We start from the raw sequence: 23,933 nt of genomic DNA, 5'->3' as shown, positions 1-23,933 counted from the left end.
TGCCTGATATGCTATACTGTTTAATAGAATGTTGTTCGTTGGAAAGGAGGCCGCATCATGTCGGTCCGCTTGTTGATTGGCCGCTCTGGTAGTGGTAAAAGTACGTTAATCCGCAATGAAATGACGTCCATGTTACGCGAGGAGCCGCTAGGTAAGCCTATGCTGTTACTTGTACCGGAGCAATCGTCATTTGCTTCCGAGCATGCGTTACTTACAGAAGTCGGAAACGGTATTCAGGGGTCGGTGCGCGCCCAAGTGATGGGATTTCATCGTCTTGCCTATTTAGTTATGCAGGAAACCGGGGGTTCAGCACTGGTGCCTGTAACGGAAGAAGGCAAGAAGATGCTTTTATATAAAATTATTCGTCGTCGCAAGGATGAACTGAGCTTGTTTAAGGATTCGGGAGACCAGCTCGGCTTTGTGGATCGGTTGAATACATTGTTTACGGAGCTAAAGCAGTATGGAAATGATACTCGGTCTGTACCCGAGCAACTGGAGCGAATGAACGCTATTGGAGAATCAACTCCGATTTTGCGCGGCAAGCTCAAAGATATCAGTCTAATCTACGAGGATTTTGAACGAGAGCTGACGCTTAAATATATAGACGGTGAAGATACACTGCGCATGCTGGCAGAACAGATTGCTGAGTCTTCCCTTGTGCGTGGAGCAGACATTTGGATGGATGGCTACCGCAGGTTTACACCACATGAATACAAGGTTGTGGAGCAACTTATGCTGCATGCCTCTTCGTTGACGGTGGCGCTGACTTGCAACCGCAGCTACGAGAGCGGACAGCTTCCGCATGAACTGGATTTGTTTCATCCTTCGGCGGCTACGTATGTAAAGCTCAAAGGAATGGCAGACGAGCTGATGATAGAGACGCAGACACAATTACTGCGCCCTGATCCGCTGCCGAGATTTAAGGAGCGTCCAGCGTTGGCGTATTTGGAGGCTAACTTTGAACATCGTACAGGGCTACGGAATCAGGAACAACGGATGCGGCTGCAGCAGCTACGAGGGCAGTGGACAGAAGAACAGCCGGAGGGCATAAAACTGTACACTGCGGCTAATCGCCGTGCAGAGCTGGAAGGGGCTGTACGCGAAATGCGCCGTCTGGCCCGAGATGAAGGCGCGCGTTACCGGGAGATGGCTCTGTTTGTACGTCATATTGAAGATTATGAGCCATGGGTGGAACCGATATTCAAACAATATGAGGTTCCAGTATTTTTGGATCAGCGGAGAAGTGTTTTGCATCATCCTTTGGTAGAATTGATTCGGGCTTCGCTAGATATCGTGCAGCGGCGTTGGCGATATGAGGATGTATTCCGTGCGGTCAAAACAGACCTTCTCTTGCCGCTGGATGGTCGGGTGAGCCGCGAGGAAATGGACCGTTTGGAAAACTATGTTCTGGCCTGCGGAATACAAGGCAGCCGTTGGACAGACGGTCGGCCGTGGCAGGCTGTGCCCAGCTTGTCACTGGAGCTGGAGGAGCAGGAACGGAACCGTAGGCGGGATGAAACGTTGGATTTGATGGAGCTGTGCCGGGATGTGATCGTGACGCCTTTACGTGCGTTTGAGAAACGTGTGGGCAAGGCACGAACTGCACTTGAGAAGTGTGAAGCGGTATATCTGTTACTGGAGGATGCAGAAATCGGCCACAAGCTGGACGCCTTCATTCATCAGGCAGAGGAAGCAGGAAATCCTGAGCAGGCGAAAGAGCATCGTCAGGTATGGGATGCAGTGCTTGAATTACTGGATCAAATTGTCGAAATGATGGGTGACGAGAGGCTGGATACCTCTTTGTTTGCGGGTGTGCTGGAAACGGGATTGGCTGAGTTCCGTATGGGACTTGTTCCGCCAGCTCTGGATCAGGTTCTAGTCGGAAACACGGACCGTACACGTGTGTCTGGTATTCAACATGCCTTTGTGCTAGGTATGAACGAAGGTGTGATGCCGGCTGTGTTCCATGAGGACGGTGTGCTGAATGAGCAGGAGCGTACGGCATTAAACGAACGAGGCGTAGAGCTGGCGCCGGATATGACAAGACGTCTGTTGGACGAACGTTTTCTCGCATATACGGCCCTTACCTCAGCAGGCAAAAGCCTGTGGATGAGCTATGCAGTGACCGATGAAGAAGGGAAGTCGTTGCTGCCGTCAGAGTTAGTACGACATGTGCGGCAACTGTTTCCTAGTCTGGACGAACGTCCGTTGGCTGGATACCCTTTGCCTGGGGATGCTTGGACGACGCAATGGGAGTATGCTTCTCATCCGTCCGAGGCTTTGCCACAGCTCATTGCGCAATTACGGCATTGGCGACGTGGCGGTGACATTTTATCTCCTTGGTGGGAGGTATATAACTGGTATGCAAGCCAGCAAGGGCGTGAGAAGGACAAGCTGCGTCAGCTGTTGACCTCACTTTTTTATGAGAACCATGCCGAAATGCAGAAGGAAACGAGCCGCCGTCTGTACGGTAGCAAGCTGCGTACCAGCGTATCTCGTATGGAAGGTTTTGTGGCATGTCCATTTTCGCACTTTGCCTCTCACGGTCTTCGTTTGAAGGAACGTCAAATGTATCGCCTGAAGGCCCCGGATATCGGACAATTATTCCATGCAGCGCTTGGAGAGATGGCGATCAATTTGCGTAAACGCAATGTTAGCTGGGGTAGTCTCAGCACGGAGGAATGCCGCCAAGAGGCGGAAAGTACAGTGGAGCGTTTGGCTCCTCGTCTGCAAGGCGAGATTTTAATGAGCTCCAAGCGGTATGGCTATATTTTGCGCAAATTGAAAGACATCGTGAGCCGTGCTTCGTTGATTTTAGGTGAACATGCGCGAAGAGGTAGTTTTGAGCCGATTGGGCTGGAGTTGGACTTTGGGCCGGGTCAGCAGCTTCCTCCGTTAAGCTTCCGGTTAGATAACGGCGTTGTGATGGAAATTGTCGGACGGATTGACCGTGTAGATGTGGCAGAGGGAGAAAAGGGGTTACTTTTGCGTGTCATCGATTACAAATCCAGCCAAAAGGATCTCAAGCTGCATGAAGTGTACTATGGCCTGTCCTTGCAAATGCTCACCTATCTGGATGTGCTGCTGAATGCGGCGGAAGAATGGTTGGGCGAGACAGCTTATCCAGCGGGTACACTGTATTTTCACGTCCACAATCCGATGTTGCAGTCGCCTAACGGTCTTAGTGCAGAACAGGCCCGTCAGGAGATTTTGAAACGTTTTAAGATGAAGGGATTATTGGTCGCGGATCGGGATGTAGTTGGGCAAATGGATACAGCATTGGACAAGGGATATTCCTCTATTTTACCCGTTGCGGTGAAAGCAGATGGCAGTTTTTATAGCAGTGCTTCGGTTGCTTCGCCGGAACAGTGGGACAGCCTGCTAGCTTCGGTGCGTCATAATATTCGGACGATTGGTACACGGATGACAGAGGGTGATGTGGCCATTGAACCTTATCGTATCCAGCAAGAGACGGCATGTACCTTCTGTTCTTTTAAGCCGGTTTGTCAATTTGACGACAGTCTGGAGGGCAGTAGCTACAATCAATGGGGTAAACCCGGTAAGGATCAAATCTGGAATCTGCTGGGTCATACACAGGAAGGGAAAGGAGGAATGGACCAATGATAGGCACGTCAAACACTAAAGGCATGCCGAAGCCGGAAGGCAGTATGTGGAGCGATGACCAGTGGCGTGCCATTTCGGAATCTGGTAACAACATGCTGGTCGCGGCAGCGGCAGGGTCTGGTAAAACTGCGGTGCTCGTAGAGCGTATTATTCGTAAAATTGTCGATCCTCAGCTTGGCTTCAGCGTGGATCGGTTGCTGGTTGCAACCTTTACAAAGGCTGCAGCCGCTGAAATGCGTCAACGGATACGTGAAGCATTGGAACGTGTGCTGGAGCAGGAACCGGAAAGTGAACATGTACGCCGTCAGCTATCGTTGCTGAATCGGGCCTCGATTACGACGCTTCATTCTTTTTGTATGGAGGTCATCCGCAGGCATTATCAGGCCATTCCCCTTGATCCTGGTTTTCGGATTATGAATGAGCATGAGACAGAATTGCTGCGCCAGGAGCTCCTGGAAGAACTGTTTGAGGAGAAATATGAGGCTCATGATGAAGGCAGTACATTCCGCAGACTGGTCGACTGGTTTAGTGGAGAACGTACCGATGATGCCATGTATGTGCTTGTTCAGCGGCTGTATGATTTTTCTCAAAGTCATCCTTGGCCAGAACATTGGCTGCGGGAGACAGCGGCAGCATTTCGTGTACAGGATGTAGCCGCTTTGGGAGAGACGCCCTGGGTTCGCAGCATTTTGGCGGATGCTGCACTTTCATTGCGCGGAGCAGCGAGCTTGCTGGAACAGGCGCATGAAACAGCTATGCAGCCCGGCGGTCCTGCACCTTATGCTGTGACGCTGCAAGAGGATGCGGCGATGGTGAAGGGATTGCTACAGGAGCTGGAGACACAGCCGTGGGCATCTCTATATGATTATTTTCAGACAGCTTCCTTCGGTAAGCTCAAGCCCGTCAAAAAAGATCAGACCGAGCCTGCATTGCAGGAACGGGTTAAAACGCTGCGCGAAGCAGCCAAAAAAATGATTACAGATATGAAGGCTTCCCTGTTTGGCAGGAGAGCAGAAGCCTATTGGGAGGAGCTGCACGCCGCGGCTCCGCTGATGGACGAATTGGTAGAAACCGTGATTGTATTCGGGGAACGATTTCAACAGCACAAGCAGTCAAAAGGGTTGGTGGATTTCGGGGATTTGGAACATTATTGTCTGAAAATATTACGACATCCCGATTCTACTCCGTACAAGCTACTACCTTCCGACGCTGCGCTCGAATACAAGGCGCAATTCGACGAGGTGCTGTTGGATGAGTATCAGGATACGAATACCGTACAGGAAGATATCGTTAGGCTGGTATCACGGGAGGAACCGGGTAACCGTTTTATGGTGGGCGACGTGAAACAGAGTATTTATCGGTTTCGGCTGGCGGAGCCGGGTCTGTTTTTGAATAAGTATCAACGGTACGGCATGCAGGAGCAGGAAGATGGCTTTTTAATTGATCTGGCGCGTAATTTCCGCAGTCGGGCGGAAGTTGTCGATGCGGTCAATTTGGTGTTCCGCCAGATTATGAGTGTGGATGTGGCGGAAATTGAGTACGATGAACGAGCGTGGTTGGTACACGGCGCATCCTATCCCGACCAGTCGGATCAAGACGTGACATCTGTATACGCACCTGAGCTGCTGTTAGTTGATAAAGGTGGACATGGTCTTTCCGAGGCTTCGGAGCTGTCCGAAACGGGGGACGAATCTGCTTTTCAGGAAAGTGAGCTGGCTGAGCTTGTGGAGCTGGAAACGGCACAGTTAGAGGCTCGTGCGATTGCGCAACGGATTAAAGAACTGACCGGAGATACTGGACAACCACTGTTGATTTACGACAGAGGATTAAAAGCGATACGTCCGGCAGTCTACGGCGATATCGTCATTTTGCTTCGTTCCGCAAGCGTGTGGGCCCCCCTGATTGTGGAGGAACTGCGGCTTGAGGGCATTCCGGCATCTGGGGAGCAGACGACAGGCTTTTTTAAAGCAACGGAAGTTGAGGTGATGTTGTCTCTGCTGCACATTATTGATAATCCGCAGCAGGACATCCCGCTTGCATCCGTGCTTCGTTCGCCGATTGTCGGCTTGACCGAAGATGAACTGGCACAAATTCGGTTGGAAAAACCGGATGGATTGTTTTATGGCGCATTGCTGGCGGCGGCTGAGGCTGACCCACTGGAAGAGAGCGTAAAAGGGACCTCTGCTGACATCATGGAGCTGGATCTTTTCACTGAGGATTCATTATCTTCATCTGACTTTGGTAATAGAAATGACGGGAATACGTTGTCTGCCCGACTACGTTCATTTTTGCGTAATTTGGAATCCTGGCGGCAGGAAGCCCGACAAGGCAGCTTAAGTGCATTGATTTGGAATGTGCTGGAGGAAACAGGATATCTGGATTGGGTCGGTGGACTGCCTGGTGGCTCACAGCGTCAAAGCAATTTGCGGGCGCTATATGACCGAGCGAGACAGTATGAGACTTCTACGTCTAACCGAGGATTGTTCCGATTTCTGACCTTCATTTCCCGTCTACGGGAGCGAGGCGGTGATTTAGGATCAATTAGCGGGGGGACTGAACCTGATCAGGCTGTCCGCATTATGACTATTCATAAAAGTAAAGGACTTGAATTCCCTATCGTGTTTGTTGCCGGGACGGCAAAAATGTTCAATCAACAGGATCTCAATGCACCGTTTCTTATGCACAAGGAGTTGGGGTTTGGTCCTAAATATGTGGAGGAACAAAATCGTGTCAGCTACCCTACGCTGCCCAATTTAGCGATCCGCCGACGCTCACAGCTGGAGCTATTGGCTGAGGAAATGCGGGTGTTATACGTGGCGCTTACACGTCCGCGTGAAAAGCTGATTATGACCGGAACCGTGAAGGATCTCGCTTCGCGCGCAGCGGGTTGGGCACGTGCCAAAGAGCATACGGAAACGGTCTTACCAGACTATATGCTGGCGGCAGGCCGCAGCTATCTGGACTGGGTAGGTCCCGCTTTGATTCGGCATCCTTCTGCTACTTTGTTGAGGCAAGCAGCAGGTGATCAAGATGGGTACTATCACAAGTTGGAACATATGCCAGGAACAGACTGGTTATTTAAAATCGTGGCTTCGGAAACACTTTCCGGCTCTCGTGTGAACTCAGATCATGAGGAAGAGGTGTCGGGCGAAGAGCGCCAAAAGAAGACAGAAGCACTGAGAAATGCGGAGCTAATCGACTTGAACGGAGAGAGTGAAACGGATATTGAAGCTGCTCTTTCCTGGACCTATCCGTATGAACGGGCCGGCAAGACGGCAGCCAATACATCGGTTACTGAGATGAAAAGATGGCTGGAAATGCAGGAGATGGGATCGGACGATTGGTTGAATCTACCTACCTCCGTACTAGCAGAGTTACCGGAGGATCGGGAGGATTCTCACACTGGGGGCAGTCAATTACACTTGCGCAGACCTAAGTTTATGGGGAATCAGCGACTGACTCCAACGGAACGAGGAACGGTCTATCATACGTTGATGCTGCATTTGCCACTAGATGGGGGAATGAGCGCCAAAGTTATTGAGGAAACCAAGGCTCGTTTGCTCAATCAGCGTATGTTACTGGATGTTCATGCAAAGGCGCTAGATACGGATAAAATATTACGCTTTTTCACTAGTGAGCTGGGTAGCAGAATGCTGAGGGCATCCCATGTTCAAAGAGAGCTTCCGTTTACTTATACCATGCGGGCAACCGATTACTGGAACCACAGCTTACCATCGATGTCACCAGGACAAGAAACAGATTCGGAAGGCGGACAGGACGGAGATAAAGTGCTGATGAACGGCATTATTGACTGTCTATTTGAAACTCCCGAAGGACTCGTGCTGGTGGATTATAAAACAGATCGGATATCTGAATATCGTACGCTGTCCCACTTAACAAACCAATATCGATTTCAATTGGAGCTGTATGCCCGTGTGATCGAAGAGATTACAGGCAAAAAGGTTGCTGAGAAGTGGCTGTATTTTTTAGAAGCTGGAGAGAGTGTACAGCTGTAGTTATATAGATAGGGAGAGGAGGAATAGCATGCGGATTTTGCATACAGGTGATTGGCATTTGGGCCGCACGTTGGAAGGACGCAGTCGTTTGAAGGAGCAGGAGGCGTTTTTGGAAGAATTGGCGAAAATGGCTGACGATCAGCAGGCCGATTTGATTATGATGGCTGGAGATGTATACGACTCAGTCAATCCTTCGGCCGCAGCAGAGCAATTGTTTTATGAAACGTCTGCCCGTCTTACGGCTGGAGGAAGACCACTAGTCGTCATTGCGGGCAATCATGATCAGCCGGAAAGGGTATCTTCGGTCACACCGCTGGTGAGCGGACGCGGAATTACATTGCTGGGACTGCCCCATGGGGAAGCGGTACGCGTTCGTACACCGCGAACGGGTGAAATGGCATGCATTGCAGCCTTGCCATATCCCTCCGAGTCTCGTCTAAACGAGCTATTGTCTGAAGACGGAGATGAAACAGTATTGCGCGAGGCATACAGCCGCCGTGTGGGCTTGCTGATGTCACAGCTGGGTACAGCATTTCGGCCTGACACCGTTAATTTGTCGATGAGCCATATTTATGTGCTCGGCGGGCTGGAGTCGGACTCGGAACGCCCGATTCAGGTCGGGGGGGCGTATACCGTAGATCCGTCTGCTTTGAGCATTGGGGCACAGTATACGGCTCTAGGACATTTGCATCGTCCCCAATATGTGAAGGGGGACGGGCTGATGCGTTACAGTGGCTCTCCGCTGGCTTATAGCTTTTCCGAAGCCGGACAAGCCAAGTCGGTTACGTTAATTGACGTGGTTGCTGGCAAGCCTGCTCAGGTTGAGGAACTGTATATTACCAGTGGACGCCCATTAGTGAGATGGCGCGCACGGGGAGGTCTGGAGGAAGTATATCGCTGGCTGGACGAAGGACTGGATGCCGATGCCTTTATTGATCTGGAAATTACGCTGGATGAAGCGATGTCGATGGGAGATATCCAGCGCCTGCGCAAAAGCCGTGAAGGTATCATTCATATTCGCCCCATGTATCCAGAAATGGCTGCCGCACAGCTGGAGCACCAACGATCAGAACTGCCAGTGCATGAGTTGTTCCGGGCATTCTATCAGCGGCAGACAGGTGGAGCACAGCCGGATGACGGATTAGTGCAGTTGTTTCTGGAACTGGTGGAACAGGATGATGCAAGAGACCACGCTGAGGAGGATGACGCATGAAACCAATCCTTCTAAAACTGTCGGGGTTGCAAAGCTACCGGGAGTCGCAGGAAATTCGCTTTGACGATTTGACCGAAACTGGACTGTTTGGAATTTTTGGCCCAACGGGTAGTGGAAAATCAACGCTGCTGGATGCCATTACGTTGGCTATGTACGGTAAAGTGGAGCGGGCAGTGAATGGTACACAAGGCATTATGAATCATGCTGAGGATACATTGTCTGTTGCATTTACGTTTGAATTAATGTCAGCTCAAGGGCCTCGTCGTTACCGTGTAGAACGACGTTTCAAACGTGCTGGAGGCGTATCGGTTAATAATACGCTTAGCCGTTTTATTGCGTTAACAGAGGATGGCGAGGAAGTGCTTGCCGATAAGGTGCAGGATGTGACGCGCTGTGTGGAGGAGTATATCGGCCTGAAAATGGACGATTTTACACGAGCTGTCGTATTGCCGCAGGGAAAGTTTGCGGAATTCTTGTCCTTAAAGGGCAGTGAACGCAGACAGATGCTACAGCGTTTGTTCCATCTGGAGAAGTACGGAGATCAACTTGCACAGAAGCTAAGCCGTCGTGTGAAAGATAACGATATCGCACTGAAAGCATTAGAGGCGGAGCAGCAAGGGCTGGGGGATGCGAGTGCTGAAGCGCTTGAACATGTAGAGTTGCGTCTCAAAGAGGCGATTGCCAATGCAGAAGCTTCGCGTCGCGAGCTAGAGCGTGTCTCGCGTGAATCGGAGGCGCTAAACAAAACCCGTGAGCTGGTCATCGAGCTCAGCCAAAGATTGAACGAGCTGGAGCAGTTGGCAGCACAGGAGCCGGGCATTGCTTTACTGGAGCGTAAGCTTCGACAAGCAACTGCAGCCGAGGCATTGCTGCCTGCACTGACGGATTGGAAGGAAGCCATTGCTGAAGCGGAAAAACGGCATAAGACTGCCGAAGAAGTGGCAGTCCTGGCCGCTACCGCGCAGGAGGCTGCGCTTTTGTCTGCGCAAGCAGATGAGCAGGCCCGGCAAGCACTCAGTGCCGAAGAACCGAAACTATTGCTTCGGATCGACCAACTAGAGCAGGCGCTTCAACTGGAGCGTGATACGGAAGCGTTGCGGACCGAACGGGACCGTCTGGCGGCCGAGCTTGTGCATAGCGAGCAAATCCTTGCTGAACATGCAGAAGGACTCGCAAAGGAACAAGAGCTACAGACGCGAGGCTTGAAGCGACAGCAAGAGCTTCAACAAGAGCTAAAGCAAAATGAAGTGCGAGCAGATGAGCGGCGTATGCTGCAAGAGGCTGTGCAACGGTTGCAACAGCTGGAAATCGCGAATGAGCAATTGCGTGAAGCTGAACTGGAGTACGTGACTCAGGAGAAACGGCTTGCGCAAGCAGACGAACGTCTAAAGCTGACGGACCAGGAGACACAGGAGACGGAGGCACGGCGTTCTGCCCTTGCTGCACAGGCAGCTGATGGCATTGAGGCATTGCTTACGCTGGAGGCAGAAATCACCGCCGATATGTCGTCACTGGCTGCCGAGGAAGAACAGCTGCGTCACGAGCTCCGTGCCGAGGAGCTGGGGCGTCTCGCTCAGCATCTCGCTACCGAGTTGCGCGAAGGCGAGCCGTGCGCAGTGTGCGGCTCGCTGCATCATCCCGCGCCTGCCATCGTCGCGGCGCATAGCGCGGATGCCGCTGCGCCAGATGAGCTGCACCGCCTGCGGCTCGGTTTGCAGGAGCTGCGCCTCACACTGCGCCAGCAGTTGCACGAGCAGCGCAGCTTGCTGGCGCAGCCCGCCACCGCAGACAGCGGCGCTGCCGCCACGGGCGAGCCTTTTACGCCTGCGGCAGCGCCAGCAGAGCCGCGCGGTGCCACAGCTTGGGCGGAGCGCTGCACCGCGCTGGAGCGTGCTGCGGCAGAGCTAGCCGCACGTGCGCATGCGCTGCCTGCCGAGGCACAGGCGCTGCGCGAGGCAGACGCCGCCGGACAGCAGCGGCGTATCCGTGCTGCCGCCGAGCAGGAGGCAGCAGCTGTAGCGTTGACGCAGGCACGCAGCAAGCACATAGCATGCACCATGCGCAGCGAGGGGCTGCGCGCCGAATGGGTCGCGCAGCTGCCAGATGTCGCTCCGGACGAAGCTGCGGAGCGTTACCGTGCCATGCAGGAGCGCGACGGGCGTGCGGAAGAGCTGCGGTCCCGGTTGGAGACGAGTGTGACCTTCCTCGAAGGAAAGGCGGAGCGTGTTCAGCAGATACAGCAGAGTATCATCGAGGAGGACAAAATCATTATTGCCCGCCGTACAGGGCTTCAAAGCAAAGATGATTCGCTTCGTGAAAAGCTAGTACAGCTCCGAAAGTGGGTTGGAGATGGCCAAGCGGCTTCATTGCTGGAAGAAGCGACCTCGCGACTGTTGGGACTGAAAAACGGAGCGGAAGCCGCGGCACGCCGCCGTACCGAAGCGGAAGAACGCAAGCAGCAAGCCGTTCATGCTTCACTGATTGCCCGGCAGGCCTCCGACTCGGCAGAAGAAAGACGTCAGATGGCAGAGTCCCGTTGGGGCAGCCGTCTGGAAGCCTCCTCCTTCGCTACGGAAGCAGAGGTCATGGAATGCTGCCTGGGACAGGAAGAAGCCGCACGCTATGAGCGTGAAGTGAGTTTCCATCGAGAACGGGAAAAAGAGCTGTCTTCCCGCTTAAAACATGTCGAAGAGCAGCTGAATGGAGCAACGGTAACAGAGGAACAGTGGGAAACGGCCACTGCACAGCTACGTGATTGCCGCGCACGCGACGAAGAGGCGCTTCAGAATCGCGCCAAGGCTGAGCGTGATTTAGAGGACTTGCAGCATCGGCACGTCCGCTGGATGGAACTGGAGTCCAATCGTATACATTTGCGTAGCGAAGCGGAAAAAATGTCCAAGCTCCAGTCTGTTTTTCGTGGCAATGCCTTTGTGGAATATATTGCCGAGGAGCAACTCATGCAGGTTAGTCAATCGGCTTCACGCCGCCTACGTTTTCTGACCAAGCAGCGTTACGCGCTAGAGGTAGATTCCAGCGGTGGTTTTGTCATTAGTGACGATGCCAACGGTGGGGTCAAACGTCCGGTATCGACCTTGTCTGGTGGCGAAACGTTTCTGACCTCCTTGTCGCTTGCGCTTGCGCTGTCGGCTCAAATTCAATTGCGGGGCCAATACCCTCTGCAATTTTTCTTTCTGGATGAAGGCTTTGGAACGTTGGACCCTGAGCTGCTTGACACAGTGATCACCTCACTGGAAAAGCTGCACCACGATCAATTGTCTGTTGGTGTGATTAGTCATGTGCCTGAACTACGGGCCCGTCTTCCGCGCAAGTTGGTTGTTCTTCCAGCAGAGCAGGCTGGAGGCGGCTCACGTGTGGTTATGGAAACTTTTTGAAGTAATGTGATACAGGTCACAGATACAGTTTCAAACTATTGTTATAATACAGCCAAGCCGACAAGTTAATCATACAGCACCCCGGCGGACGTATGCTGCGGAAGAAATCTTCCCGTCATACGTCCGTTCAGAGGGGCTCTGCCAAGAGCTCCCGGGGTGCTTCTTTTTTTGCAAGCCGGAATTCGCCCAATTTGATGTAGCAAATAGCCCGTTTTTGAATAACATACGGTATACATGCAAGAGCCTAGGAGGAAACAACCATGGAAAAAAGCATGACAACCGAAAAAGTTACAGCACCGGAACAGACGGATGCTAAAACACTATGTCAAAAGCATATGCATCGTTATGTATGCGTATGGGTGAAGGACGGGACAATGTATGACGGCATTGTAGAGCATGTGGATGATGAAAAGATATACTTAGCCGTTCCTATGGGGGGAGACGAGATGGAGAATGTCAATGTTAATCTCCCATATCCGCCTAATAATTGTGGTTGCGGCTCCCGTGCTTATGGTGGCTATGCGTCTTATCCTCCGTATCCGTACCCGTATCCAGTACCCGCTTATGCATATGGGTTCCCATACGGACGCCGTCGCTTTAATCGTTTGATTCTGCCACTTGCAGCGTTGACAGCGATTAGCTTACTGCCTTATTACTAATCCGATTTCCTTAGTCGCCAGAATATAGTGAATCCTCTGCTCTCTCCCGCCTACAGCTTTTGTACAGTACAAGTGGCTTTATAGGCGCATCCATACATCATTACCATGCAAGGCTGTTTCTTCCATCGTGAAGAAGCAGCCTCTTTTTCACATATACCATCTCCAATATGACCCAGTAATTGAAACTGTATCAGTACAGTTTAATGAAATGAGGTATCCTTTTTATCCATAAACCATGGTAACATCTAGCGTGTAAAGAAACATAAGACGGAATAAGCATGTAATGAAATGAGCATGTAATGAGTATGTAAAGAGCAGGTGGGAGGATATTGTGAAAAAATACGTTTCCATTTTATTGGATATAGAACTTAAAATTCGCGAGGGACAATATAAATCAGGTTATAAGCTGCCGTCGGTACGTGAGGCTTCAGAATTATATAGATGCAGCAAAAGCACGATTCTGCGGGCATATGCTGAACTTGAAAAGAAACACGCCATCTATTCCATACCGCAAAGTGGATACTATGTAGTGGAAAATTCAGGCGATTTGCACCATAGCCATATTCAAGACTCCATTGATTTTGCTTCGGCCTCCCCGGATTTAAATGTATTCCCGTATCTGGATTTCCAACATTGTTTAAATCAGGCTATTGACACCTACAAATATCATCTATTCACTTATGGCGATTCGCAAGGACTAGAAACATTGCGTCATACGTTGGTTTCCCATTTGGCTGATACTCAGGTGTTTGCAAAAATGGATCGGATTATCGTTACTTCGGGTATTCAGCAGGCATTGGAGATACTCGCTAAAATGCCGTTTCCCAATGGCAAAGAAAAGGTTTTGGTCGAGCAGCCAAGTTATGATATATATTTGCGTTTTCTAGAGGAAGAGAACATACCCGTCAGTACCATCGTGCGGACAGCGGAAGGTATGGATTTTCACGAATTGGAGAATCAATTTAAGAACGAGAGCATCAAGTTTTTTTATACCATGTCAAGATACCATAATCCATTAGGAATCTCATATAACACGGAGGAGCGAAAAGCGATAGCTGCCTTAGCCGCCAAATATGATGTGTACATCGTAGAAGATGACTATATGGCAGATTTGGGGGCCGATCATCTTTTTGATCCCATTTATGCATATGACCAGACGGATCATGTTATTTATTTGAAAAGCTTCTCGAAAATCATTTTCCCCGGCTTGCGATTAGGAGTTGCGGTATTGCCAGAAGTCCTATTGAAGACGTTTAACACTTATAAAAGATATGTAGACACATCTATTTTGTCTCAGGCGGCGCTTGATATTTATATTAAAAATGGAATGTATGAACGCCACAAGCACACGATATGTAAACTGTATTCGGATCGCGTTCGTACTCTTAACAAGGCCGTGGAACGATACAATCAGGCCGGATACGTTCAAACTTCAACTGTAACCTCAGGAGTTTACATGCAGTTTAAACTGCCTCGGACGGTGAATTTGGAACGCTTGGTACAGTGTCTTACTGCGAGGAACATCCAGGTTGTAGCTGGCAAAGGCTTTTATTTATCAGGCTATAGGGAACAAGAGAAGTTTTTGCGCATAAGTATTTCGCGCGCGCAGCTGGATCAAATTGATGGAGGGGTGAAAGCCATTATAGAGGAAGTTAGTAAGGGAAACTGGTATTAAGACCCTTTTTCCGTTATGATACATATAGAAACATAAGTATAACCAAACATGGATGTATATGTTTCTATTCAGTGTGGGAAGTACATAACTTTGAATGCCGAGAGCAAGGGGTGTTTGTGTCTATTTGCTTAGGATCGGCTCACTGCCAAAGGAGGGTTTTGAATGGACGATCTGTTTTTGAAAATTGTGGATGGAACCATCCCCAGCAAGAAGGTGTTGGAAACCGACAATGTGCTCGCATTTCATGACATCCAGCCTGCGGCGCCAGTACACGTGCTCATTATTCCAAAAAAATACATTCCTTCAATGAACGCTGTGACAGAGGAGGATCTTCCTCTTATCGCGGAGATTCATCGTGTTGCGGTTGAGGTTGCGAAAAAGTTAGGAATCGCCGAGTCTGGTTATCGGTTGATTAACAACTGTGGCCCGGATAGTGGACAAGCGGTGGGGCATCTGCATTATCACTTACTGGGCGGCGCCAAATTGGGTGCTTTGACAGGTATTTCGGACTCACATTCTTAAAAAATGACAGAGCTTGTCTTTTCAGTAATACGGAAGTGAATGGAGAAAAATGGCCCTTTATGTATTCATTTTTTCTTATAGGTTGACACCTGGTTTCCGTTTCACCTATAATAAAATTTGATGAACCGTGTTATTGCTCTTGGACGGTCTGGTCGGAGGGAGGGAAAACTGGTGTCTGAAACTAAAGTTCGCAAAAACGAGACAATTGATGCTGCACTTCGTCGCTTTAAACGTTCCATTGCTAAGGATGGCGTATTGGCTGAGGTGAAGAAACGCAAGCATTATGAAAAGCCAAGCGTAAAGCGCAAGAAAAAGTCCGAGGCTGCTCGTAAGAGAAAGTTCTAGGAGGATCTAAGCAATCATGAATTTGAGCGAACGATTGAACGAAGATATGAAGCAAGCAATGAAGAGTAAGGACAAGTTCAAACTCTCCACCATTCGAATGGTTCGTTCTACGATTAAAAATCTTGAAATAGATTTGAAACGGGATTTGGACGACAACGAAGTGCTTGATATTCTGAGTCGTGAGATCAAACAGCGAAAAGATGCCCTCCATGAATTTGAAAAAGCCGGTCGTGATGAACTTGCGACAAGCACTAAAGCAGAAATAGAGATCATCGCTCAGTACCTTCCCGAACAACTTTCTGAGGAAGAAATTAAAGTTATTGTACAGCAGACCATCCAGGAAACCGGTGCTTCTTCGAAAGCCGAGATGGGGAAAGTAATGACGGCCTTGATGCCTAAGGTAAAAGGCCGCGCTGACGGTAAGCTCGTGAACCAAGCGGTTCAGCAATTTCTGCAATAAACCTGCGACAAACAGGAAAACACAACACCCTCTGTTTACAGAGGGTGTTATTTCTATATATGCGATGCCTACCATAGGATGTAATGATGAGAAGTGCTTTGATGTAAGCGCTATAGTTAATTGTGTGAAACGTGATGTCCGTTGGGTGCGTAAAGTATCTGACAGCCGTCAGGATTAGCAATATACCCAATAATTTCACATTAAATCCTGAAAACTGTATAGTTTGTCTAACAAAGTTTGGTATGCTGTAACATAGAAAGATCGAAAGGGGGGAGAGAAATGCATAGAGAACATCACCACTCCAGTCGCAAATTGATCTTTTTAACGTTGTGGATTATGGTATCCGTTTTACTGTTACCTTTAGTTCATTCCGAATCAGCGGCGGCCCAAACTAAAGGTGGAGCTGTGTTTGTTATACCAGTTGATCAGGAAATTGAGCAAGGTCTGGGCAAATTTATGGAACGTGGATTTGCAGAAGCAGCAGATTCCAAAGCAGGTCTGATTTTACTGGATATTAACACTCCCGGTGGACGGGTAGATACAGCGGAGAAGCTGGGCAAACTGATTAAAGACAGTCCAATTCCGACCGTAGCCTATATAAGGGGCGAAGCGGCCTCAGCGGGTAGCTATATTGCGTTGAGCGCAAACAAGATTGTTATGAAACCAGGCAGTATTATCGGAGCAGCAGCGTTAGTAGACGGCAGGGGGCAGGCTATTACAGATCCAAAAACGGTAGCTTGGTGGAAGAGCAGCATGGCATCTGCCGCAGAAGCTGGTGGACGTAATCCGGATATTGCCAGAGGTATGGTTGACTCCAAGACGACCATATCTATTCCAGAGATGAACTTTAATAAGGAAAATGGTCAGATCATTTCTTTAACCAGTGAGGAAGCGCTGAAGTTGGGTTATGCGGATCACATCGCGTCTTCAGAACAAGAAGTTATCCAGTGGATGGGTTACAGCACGGATGATGTCATTCATGTGGAGCAAACATGGGCTGAAAAAGCAGCCGAGATATTGACCAACCCCATTGTGCAGACGTTGCTTTTATTTATCGGTATCGCAGGTGTCGTTATCGAGCTGCTCGTACCCGGTTTTGGTGTACCGGGAATTTTGGGTATACTCGGATTTGGTTTGTATTTTTTCGGCAATTATATCGCTGGTTTTGCAGGTTCGGAGACGTGGTTGTTGTTTATCATTGGTCTGGCTCTGCTTATACTTGAAATGTTCATCCCAAGCTTTGGTATTTTGGGCATTTTGGGTTCCGTCAGCCTTGTCGCCGGAGTTGTTCGGGCAGCATACAACATGCAGCATGCGTTTATATCTTTGGGTATTGCCTTTGCAGCTGCGGTTGCCGTGGTGGCGATCATCGCAGTTGTATTCAAGGACCGAGGGATATGGAACCGTTTTATACTTAAAGAAAGTTTAACGGCTGAACAAGGTTTTTCTTCAGTTGTGAACCGGGAAATGCTATTAGGTCAAAAGGGTGTCAGTCTGACACCACTTCGTCCAGCCGGAACGGTGCTGATCGCTGATGAGCGAGTCGATGTTGTAACGAACGGCGAGTTTATTGCTGCAGATATGCCGATTATAGTATCCAAAGTAGAAGGTGGGCGAATTGTGGTCAAGGCAGACACTAGCGTCTAAACAAGCAAACAACAAAGAATTAGATTAATGGAGGATGATGCGAGTGTTCGAATCGGGTATAGTCAGCGTTTTGCTGATTGCCGTTGTAGTGATTATTGTATTGAGCGTATTTTTCAGTTTCTTCCCGGTGATGCTGTGGATTTCAGCATTGGCTTCGGGTGTGCGCATTGGCATCATTACGCTGGTAGCTATGCGTTTACGGCGCGTCACGCCAAGCCGAATTGTTAATCCGCTGATTAAGGCAACCAAGGCGGGTCTGGGCTTGAACATCAACCAGCTGGAAAGCCATTTTCTCGCAGGAGGGAATGTAGACCGAGTGATCAATGCGTTGATTGCTGCGCAGCGAGCTAACATTCCGCTTGAGTTTGAACGTGCGGCAGCAATTGACCTTGCGGGTCGGGATGTTCTGCAAGCGGTCCAAATGAGCGTCAATCCGCGTGTTATTGAGACACCTATTGTGGCTGCGGTCGCCAAGGATGGTATCGAAGTAAAGGTTAAAGCTCGTGTTACGGTGCGTGCCAACATTGATCGACTTGTTGGGGGTGCCGGAGAAGAAACGATTATTGCACGGGTCGGTGAAGGTATTGTTACAACCGTAGGTTCCAGTAACTCGCACAAGGACGTATTGGAGAACCCAGATTCAATTTCAAGAACTGTATTGTCCAAAGGTTTGGATGCTGGGACAGCATTTGAAATCTTGTCCATTGATATTGCGGACGTTGATGTAGGTAAAAATATCGGTGCTTTTCTACAAACAGAACAGGCGGAAGCGGACAAACGTATTGCGCAGGCAAAAGCGGAAGAGCGGCGTGCGATGGCTGTAGCGCAGGAGCAGGAAATGAAGGCACGTGTTGTAGAAATGAGAGCACGCGTGGTGGAATCCGAGTCCGAAGTGCCGCTGGCAATGGCTGAAGCGCTGCGTGGCGGGAAGCTTGGCGTCATGGACTATATGAATTTGAAAAATATTGAGGCAGATACGCAAATGCGTAGCTCCTTAGGCAAACCGAATGAGAACTCGGGGAATGACAACAAGAACCGGGATTAATAACGGGACATAGCCGATGAATGACGGCAGCTAGGTGGTGAGTAATGAACTTTATCAGCTGGATCTTTGAACATTTGTATATCCTGATCGTGATTGGCTTTGCTTTGGTGTCCTTCTTGGGGAAAAGCATCCAAGGTACAGGGCGGAAATCACCGCCGCGAAAAGGTATGCCTACCTTTGGGGGTGATCATGGTACTCGCGGGCCCTCGACGTCATCCAGACCCTTCACAACGGAACATGGGCAAGAGCAGCGTCAGCAGGAGGTTGCTGGTGAGTTGCAACGTCAATTTCCTAATGAACGACGGGCGGTTATGGAAGCTCGTCGGATAGAAGAAGTGGGCGATCGGTCAGAAACGGAAGAACGGATGGACCGGGATTCATTAGATAACGGTTCGACTCTAGAGGATCGGATCCGTGCTATGGAAGAAGAACGCAGATTGGTTTTAGCCCGTCTCGATCGTATATCCAACGCGAGGGAGTCAGGGGAAATTACAGATGCGCCAGAGATAGCTTCGCAAGACCGTAATACGGTGGATACGGCTGATCTGCGCAGAGGTGTGGTTTGGGCGGAAATATTAGGTCCTCCGCGTTCCAAGCGCTACATGGGTGGAAGAAGACCATAAAATGATAGTGAATCCGTCACGGCTTTGGCTGTGGCGGATCTTTTTTTGTGATGCTTTAGGGATACATAGGCATGCTCAGAATAAAAAGTGAATTAACGACAAATGCTCTAATTACCTGACAACGAATGTGATAATCTCTTGTGTGCCCTAGGTTTCTCACATTTGCTGTCATTTAAAATGGTGGCATTTTGTCTAATTTAGGGTCTCATTTATGAAAATATTTTCGTGAAAAATGATCAAATGTAACAATATGAATGGAGCTTTCTAAAAGCAGTTTTCATTTTTTCTTTTTTATATATAATGTTCTCAATGATAGATACTTATGAAATTTACTCCAAATTTACCTAAAATTTTATTTATATCGAGGTGATAAAACAAGGTTATAAAAATGGCAAATTAATCTTTAGGAGGATGGGATCGATGGGGAATAGCTTGTTTAGAAAGAAGAGCATTGATCAGTTGATTGCCGCTACGCGAGGGGAAAAAGCACTGAAAAGGGAACTGGGTGCGTTTGATTTAACGATGCTTGGAATTGGAGCCATTATCGGAACGGGGATTTTTGTGTTGACAGGTACGGGAGCAGTTACGGCTGGTCCAGGCTTGGTTCTTTCTTTTGTGATTGCAGGACTCGCCTGTTTATTCGCAGCATTGGCTTATGCGGAGTTTGCATCCACCGTTCCAGTATCCGGTTCTGTTTACACTTTTACATATGCTACGATGGGGGAGCTATTGGCCTTTATTATTGGATGGGATTTAATTTTGGAATACATGCTGGCAGCCAGCGCCGTTTCCGCAGGTTGGTCGGGTTACTTTGTATCATTTTTGAATGGAATTGGCCTTCACATTCCGCTTGAATTCACTGCCGCACCGGGGGCTTTGAAAGACCAAACTACTTATTTTAATCTGCCAGCTTTTTTAATTTTGATGGGTATCACGTTCTTGCTTTATTTTGGGATAAAAGAATCAAAACGGATAAACAACATCATGGTAATTGTAAAGATTATTGTTATTTTATTATTTATCATCGTTGCTTTTAAATATGTGAAGCCAGATAATTGGACGCCATTTATGCCGTTTGGGTTCAGTGGGGTGTTTGGAGCCGCAGCTCTTGTGTTTTTTGCTTTTATTGGTTTTGATGCTGTTTCATCAGCGGCTGAAGAAACCAAAAATCCTGCTCGTGATTTACCGCGAGGCATTATTTTCTCACTCGTTATTTGTACGTTTTTGTATGTCATTGTTAGCGCGATTATGACTGGTATAGTGCCGTTTATGCAATTTGAAGGTATCTCTCACCCCGTGTCATTGGTATTGCAGATTGCTGGCCAGAACTGGGTTGCAGGTATTGTAGATATAGGAGCCATCTTAGGAATGACAACGGTCATGCTGGTAATGCTCTATGGTCAAACTCGAATTATGTTTGCTATGTCACGTGACGGTTTAGTCCCCAAAGTATTATCCAAAGTTCATTCCAAATATAAAACGCCCTACATTAACACGTTGTTTTTTGGTACTTTATCTGCATTAATGGGTGGGCTAATCCCACTGGATGAGTTAGCAAGTTTGGTAAACATTGGAACCTTGTCAGCATTTATTCTGATTTCGATCGCCGTCATCGTTATGAGAAAAACACAACCTGATTTGCCAAGGGCCTTCCGGTGTCCTGGGGTCCCATATATTCCGATCCTGGCTATCGTTTCATGCGGGGTGCTCATTCTTAATCTGAATGGTCAGACATTTATTCGCTTTATTATTTGGCTTGTCATTGGTATGGCTGTTTACTTCTTATACTCTAGAAAAAACTCTCTTTTGAATCAAGATACTGAAAAATAACCGTCGTGTCATAAGATAAAAATCAAAAAAAGACAACCTTGTTTTCGATATGAAAACGAGGTTGTCTTTTTTTGATGTGAATTTTGAAAGGATGCGTCTTTTTCCTCTGCAATATAGTAGCTGCTACGAATTGTAAGTTTAGCCTCATAAATGCGGTGACTGGATCATAAAATGTACAGTACAGATATCTGTAGCGCTGGTGTAATGGCGTTGACTGATAATAAGAATATAAGATGAAAAGCCAGCAGCGTAGCTGCCATGAAACATCTATGGGTACCGAATGGCAATAACAGAAGATGAAAAAATAGCAGCGTGCTGTCATCAAAACAACGATTAGCCGTTGGATAACAGATGTCTTGATGACAGGAAAGGAGATTTCGCCGTATGAGCCGGATGAGCCGCAAACTGCGAAAGTGGGCCAGCGAGACGCTGGAGCTTCCGCAGGACATTCTATTTGACCTGCCGCGGTTAACCCTCATCGGCAGCCGCCAGCTTTATGTGGAGAATCACCGGGGTGTGGTGGATTTCACGCCGGATCGGCTAGTGCTTGCACTTGCGCAAGGCAGGCTGAGGGTGTCCGGCCATGATTTAGTCATTACGTCTATTCTGCCGGAGCAGGTAAGTGTGGAGGGACATATAACGGATATCCAAATGGAAGGAACGGAGGAAGGCTCGTGAAACATCCTGCTTTAGCAAAGCTGCGTGGCACGGTTACCCTTGCTGTCAAGGGCGAAAGTGTGGAAGCTTTCATTAATTTACTCACTGATCACCATATACCTGTTTGGAACGTGCGGCCGATGGGTACTAGACATGCAGAAATGAACCTTCTGCTGCCGCACGTCTTCCTGCTACGTCCGCTTTTGAGAAGGACAGGCTGTAGAATGCATGTTCTGAAGCGGCGAGGGCTTCCCTTTACTGCTGCACGACTTGCCAAACGTAAATTTTTTCTGGCTGGATTGGCTTTGTTCTGGATAGGTCTCCTGCTGATGTCTTCGCTTATCTGGGACATTGAAGTAAAGGGGAATGATAAACTATCGACGGAATCCGTTCTCAAAGCCGCCCGACAGGAGGGCCTGTATCCATTTCAATGGAGCTTTCGTCTATCCAGTCAAGACAAGCTTTCACGTGCGCTCATGCAGAAGCTTCCAGAAGCATCCTGGATCGGTGTGGAAAAGCAGGGTACTTTGGTGACGATTCAGGTTGTTGAAGCTTCACAGCCTACCCCTGCGCCTCTCTACAGCCCTCGTCATATCATTAGTAAGGCAGATGCGGTAGTCACTGAAATTTTTGCCGAGCAGGGTCGTCCTGTCGTGCATAAAAATACACGTGTCAAAAAAGGAGCCATCCTCATCTCGGGAACGCTTGGTGATGAGGAGAATCAGCAGCAGGTCGTAGCCAAAGGAGAGGTTAAGGGTCTTGTATGGCATGAATACGAAATTAGCAGTCCCACGGTGCAACGCAGCAGCACGTATACAGGTACCAGTCACGACCGCTTGTATCTGGTATTAGGCAACCGTGCGATACAATTGTGGGGATATGGGAAAATACCTTATTCTACTCACAAAACAACAGTTGAACATGATCCGCTAACATGGCGTTCCTACAAACTTCCGATGGGTTGGATGACCGAAAGTGTGAGGGAGACAAAGATACAAGAGCAGAAGCTTACGGAATCAGAAGCGAAAATGTCAGGAATAGAAGGCGCGCGAGCGGATATTTTAGCTAAATACGGCAAAGGAACGAAAATAATGAGCCAAAAAATTTTGCATGAGAAGAGAGAGAATGGTAAAGTTTATATGAAAGTGCTTTTTGAAGTGGAGCAGGATATTGCGGAAGAACTTCCGTTAGTTCATAACCAAGGAGAATGAGGCTATTTGGCAGAACAACAACGCAGCATACAAATTGCATTGAACAATGCGGGAGAAGGACAGGCATTATTTGGCCCGCAGGATTCCTTTTTAAAATTAATCGAAGCGGCTATTCCAGCAAAAATAGCATCTCGTGAGGCAGAAGTTAATGTTTTTGGTAATGCTCACGAGGTGGAAGTGCTCGAACAATTGTTCGACGTATTACTCCAGTTAATTCGCAATGGGTATATACTGACCGAAAGGGACGTCCATTATGCGATTGAATTGGCAAAAGATTTGCGCGCTGATCAGCTGCTCGATTTGTTCAAGGGTGAGATTACGACGACGTTCCGGGGTAAACCGATACGCGTCAAAACGATTGGACAAAAGCACTATGTAACTACGATCAAGAAACGCGATATTGTATTTGGAATTGGCCCGGCGGGTACTGGTAAAACCTATCTGGCTGTAGTACTGGCCGTAGCTGCCCTGAAGGAAGGTTCAGTCAAGCGCATTGTACTGACTCGTCCTGCGGTGGAAGCAGGTGAAAATTTAGGATTTTTACCAGGGGATTTACAGGAAAAGGTTGACCCGTATTTACGCCCATTGTATGATGCCCTATACGATGTGATGGGCCCAGAGCAGACTGCAAAGGCACTGGAGCGTGGGTTAATAGAAATTGCACCTTTGGCTTATATGCGGGGACGTACGCTGGATGATTCATTTATTATTTTGGACGAAGCGCAAAACACCACACCCGAGCAAATGAAAATGTTTTTGACTCGACTTGGCTTCGGCTCCAAAATGGTTATTACCGGCGATGTCACGCAAATTGATTTGCCTCGTGGCAAAAAATCCGGTCTGATTGAAGCGAATGCGATTTTACAAGGGATTGAGGAAATAGGCTTTGTCCAGTTTGCAGAAGAGGATGTTGTCCGTCATTCCCTGGTTCAAAAAATCATTGTTGCTTATGACCGTGTTGCCGAGAATCAAGGATAGCCATTCAAGTACGAGTATGGTGTGTACGATCAGAAA

16 protein-coding genes are annotated in these 23,933 nt (G+C 48.7%); all 16 read left to right on the top strand.

Features of this window, described 5'->3' with window-relative positions; translation table 11 throughout:
* Positions 1 to 57 precede the first annotated feature (57 nt).
* Complete coding sequence (gene addB / locus AC5ELV_RS08310; protein WP_493429813.1) at positions 58 to 3,624, top strand: helicase-exonuclease AddAB subunit AddB; 3,567 nt, start codon at positions 58 to 60, stop codon at positions 3,622 to 3,624.
* Positions 3,621 to 7,640, top strand: a complete 4,020-nt coding sequence (addA, locus tag AC5ELV_RS08305) for a helicase-exonuclease AddAB subunit AddA (protein WP_493429812.1) — start codon at positions 3,621 to 3,623, stop codon at positions 7,638 to 7,640. Before addB ends, addA begins: the two co-directional genes overlap by 4 nt.
* A gap of 28 nt (positions 7,641 to 7,668) precedes the next feature.
* Entirely contained in the window at positions 7,669 to 8,853 is a 1,185-nt protein-coding gene (locus tag AC5ELV_RS08300; RefSeq protein WP_165178415.1) for an exonuclease SbcCD subunit D, read from the top strand.
* Complete coding sequence (locus AC5ELV_RS08295) at positions 8,850 to 12,245, top strand: AAA family ATPase (RefSeq protein ID WP_493429811.1); 3,396 nt, start codon at positions 8,850 to 8,852, stop codon at positions 12,243 to 12,245. The genes AC5ELV_RS08300 and AC5ELV_RS08295 overlap by 4 nt, the downstream gene beginning before the upstream one ends.
* Before the next feature lie 260 nt (positions 12,246 to 12,505).
* Entirely contained in the window at positions 12,506 to 12,904 is a 399-nt protein-coding gene (locus AC5ELV_RS08290; RefSeq protein WP_013311149.1) for a hypothetical protein, read from the top strand.
* 331 nt (positions 12,905 to 13,235) lie between these two features.
* Positions 13,236 to 14,579: an aminotransferase-like domain-containing protein gene (locus AC5ELV_RS08285; protein ID WP_493429810.1), complete on the top strand. Its 1,344-nt coding sequence runs from the start codon at positions 13,236 to 13,238 to the stop codon at positions 14,577 to 14,579.
* Between the two features lie 162 nt (positions 14,580 to 14,741).
* Complete coding sequence (locus AC5ELV_RS08280; protein ID WP_025722131.1) at positions 14,742 to 15,101, top strand: histidine triad nucleotide-binding protein; 360 nt, start codon at positions 14,742 to 14,744, stop codon at positions 15,099 to 15,101.
* A gap of 171 nt (positions 15,102 to 15,272) precedes the next feature.
* Positions 15,273 to 15,446 (top strand): 30S ribosomal protein S21, encoded by a 174-nt coding sequence (rpsU, locus tag AC5ELV_RS08275; RefSeq protein WP_005547957.1) that lies wholly within the window; start codon positions 15,273 to 15,275, stop codon positions 15,444 to 15,446.
* Between the two features lie 16 nt (positions 15,447 to 15,462).
* The gene (locus AC5ELV_RS08270) at positions 15,463 to 15,906 is read left to right on the top strand and encodes a GatB/YqeY domain-containing protein (RefSeq protein WP_013311146.1); all 444 of its coding nucleotides are present in this window, start codon (positions 15,463 to 15,465) and stop codon (positions 15,904 to 15,906) included.
* Between the two features lie 279 nt (positions 15,907 to 16,185).
* Entirely contained in the window at positions 16,186 to 17,553 is a 1,368-nt protein-coding gene (locus tag AC5ELV_RS08265) for an NfeD family protein (protein ID WP_493429809.1), read from the top strand.
* 43 nt (positions 17,554 to 17,596) lie between these two features.
* Positions 17,597 to 18,598 carry a flotillin-like protein FloA gene (floA, locus tag AC5ELV_RS08260; RefSeq protein ID WP_039272282.1) on the top strand — a complete coding sequence of 334 codons (1,002 nt, stop codon included), beginning with the start codon at positions 17,597 to 17,599 and terminating at the stop codon, positions 18,596 to 18,598.
* Positions 18,599 to 18,642: 44 nt separating this feature from the next.
* Positions 18,643 to 19,221: a YqfB family membrane protein gene (locus tag AC5ELV_RS08255; protein ID WP_493429808.1), complete on the top strand. Its 579-nt coding sequence runs from the start codon at positions 18,643 to 18,645 to the stop codon at positions 19,219 to 19,221.
* Between the two features lie 420 nt (positions 19,222 to 19,641).
* A complete protein-coding gene (gene bcaP / locus AC5ELV_RS08250) occupies positions 19,642 to 21,051 on the top strand; it encodes a branched-chain amino acid transporter BcaP (protein WP_493429807.1) in 1,410 nt (469 codons plus the stop codon).
* Between the two features lie 384 nt (positions 21,052 to 21,435).
* Positions 21,436 to 21,729 carry a sporulation protein YqfC gene (gene yqfC, locus AC5ELV_RS08245; RefSeq protein WP_322153782.1) on the top strand — a complete coding sequence of 98 codons (294 nt, stop codon included), beginning with the start codon at positions 21,436 to 21,438 and terminating at the stop codon, positions 21,727 to 21,729.
* Positions 21,726 to 22,919 carry a sporulation protein YqfD gene (gene yqfD / locus AC5ELV_RS08240; protein WP_493429806.1) on the top strand — a complete coding sequence of 398 codons (1,194 nt, stop codon included), beginning with the start codon at positions 21,726 to 21,728 and terminating at the stop codon, positions 22,917 to 22,919. Before yqfC ends, yqfD begins: the two co-directional genes overlap by 4 nt.
* Positions 22,920 to 22,925: 6 nt before the next feature.
* Positions 22,926 to 23,897, top strand: coding sequence for a PhoH family protein (locus AC5ELV_RS08235; RefSeq protein WP_029517794.1), 972 nt, complete (start codon positions 22,926 to 22,928; stop codon positions 23,895 to 23,897).
* Positions 23,898 to 23,933: the final 36 nt, after the last annotated feature.

It is taken from the genome of Paenibacillus sp. NMA1017, assembly GCF_058895805.1.
The sequence above is the reverse complement of the archived record's forward strand: the minus strand, read 5'-3'. Positions and strand labels throughout refer to the sequence as shown.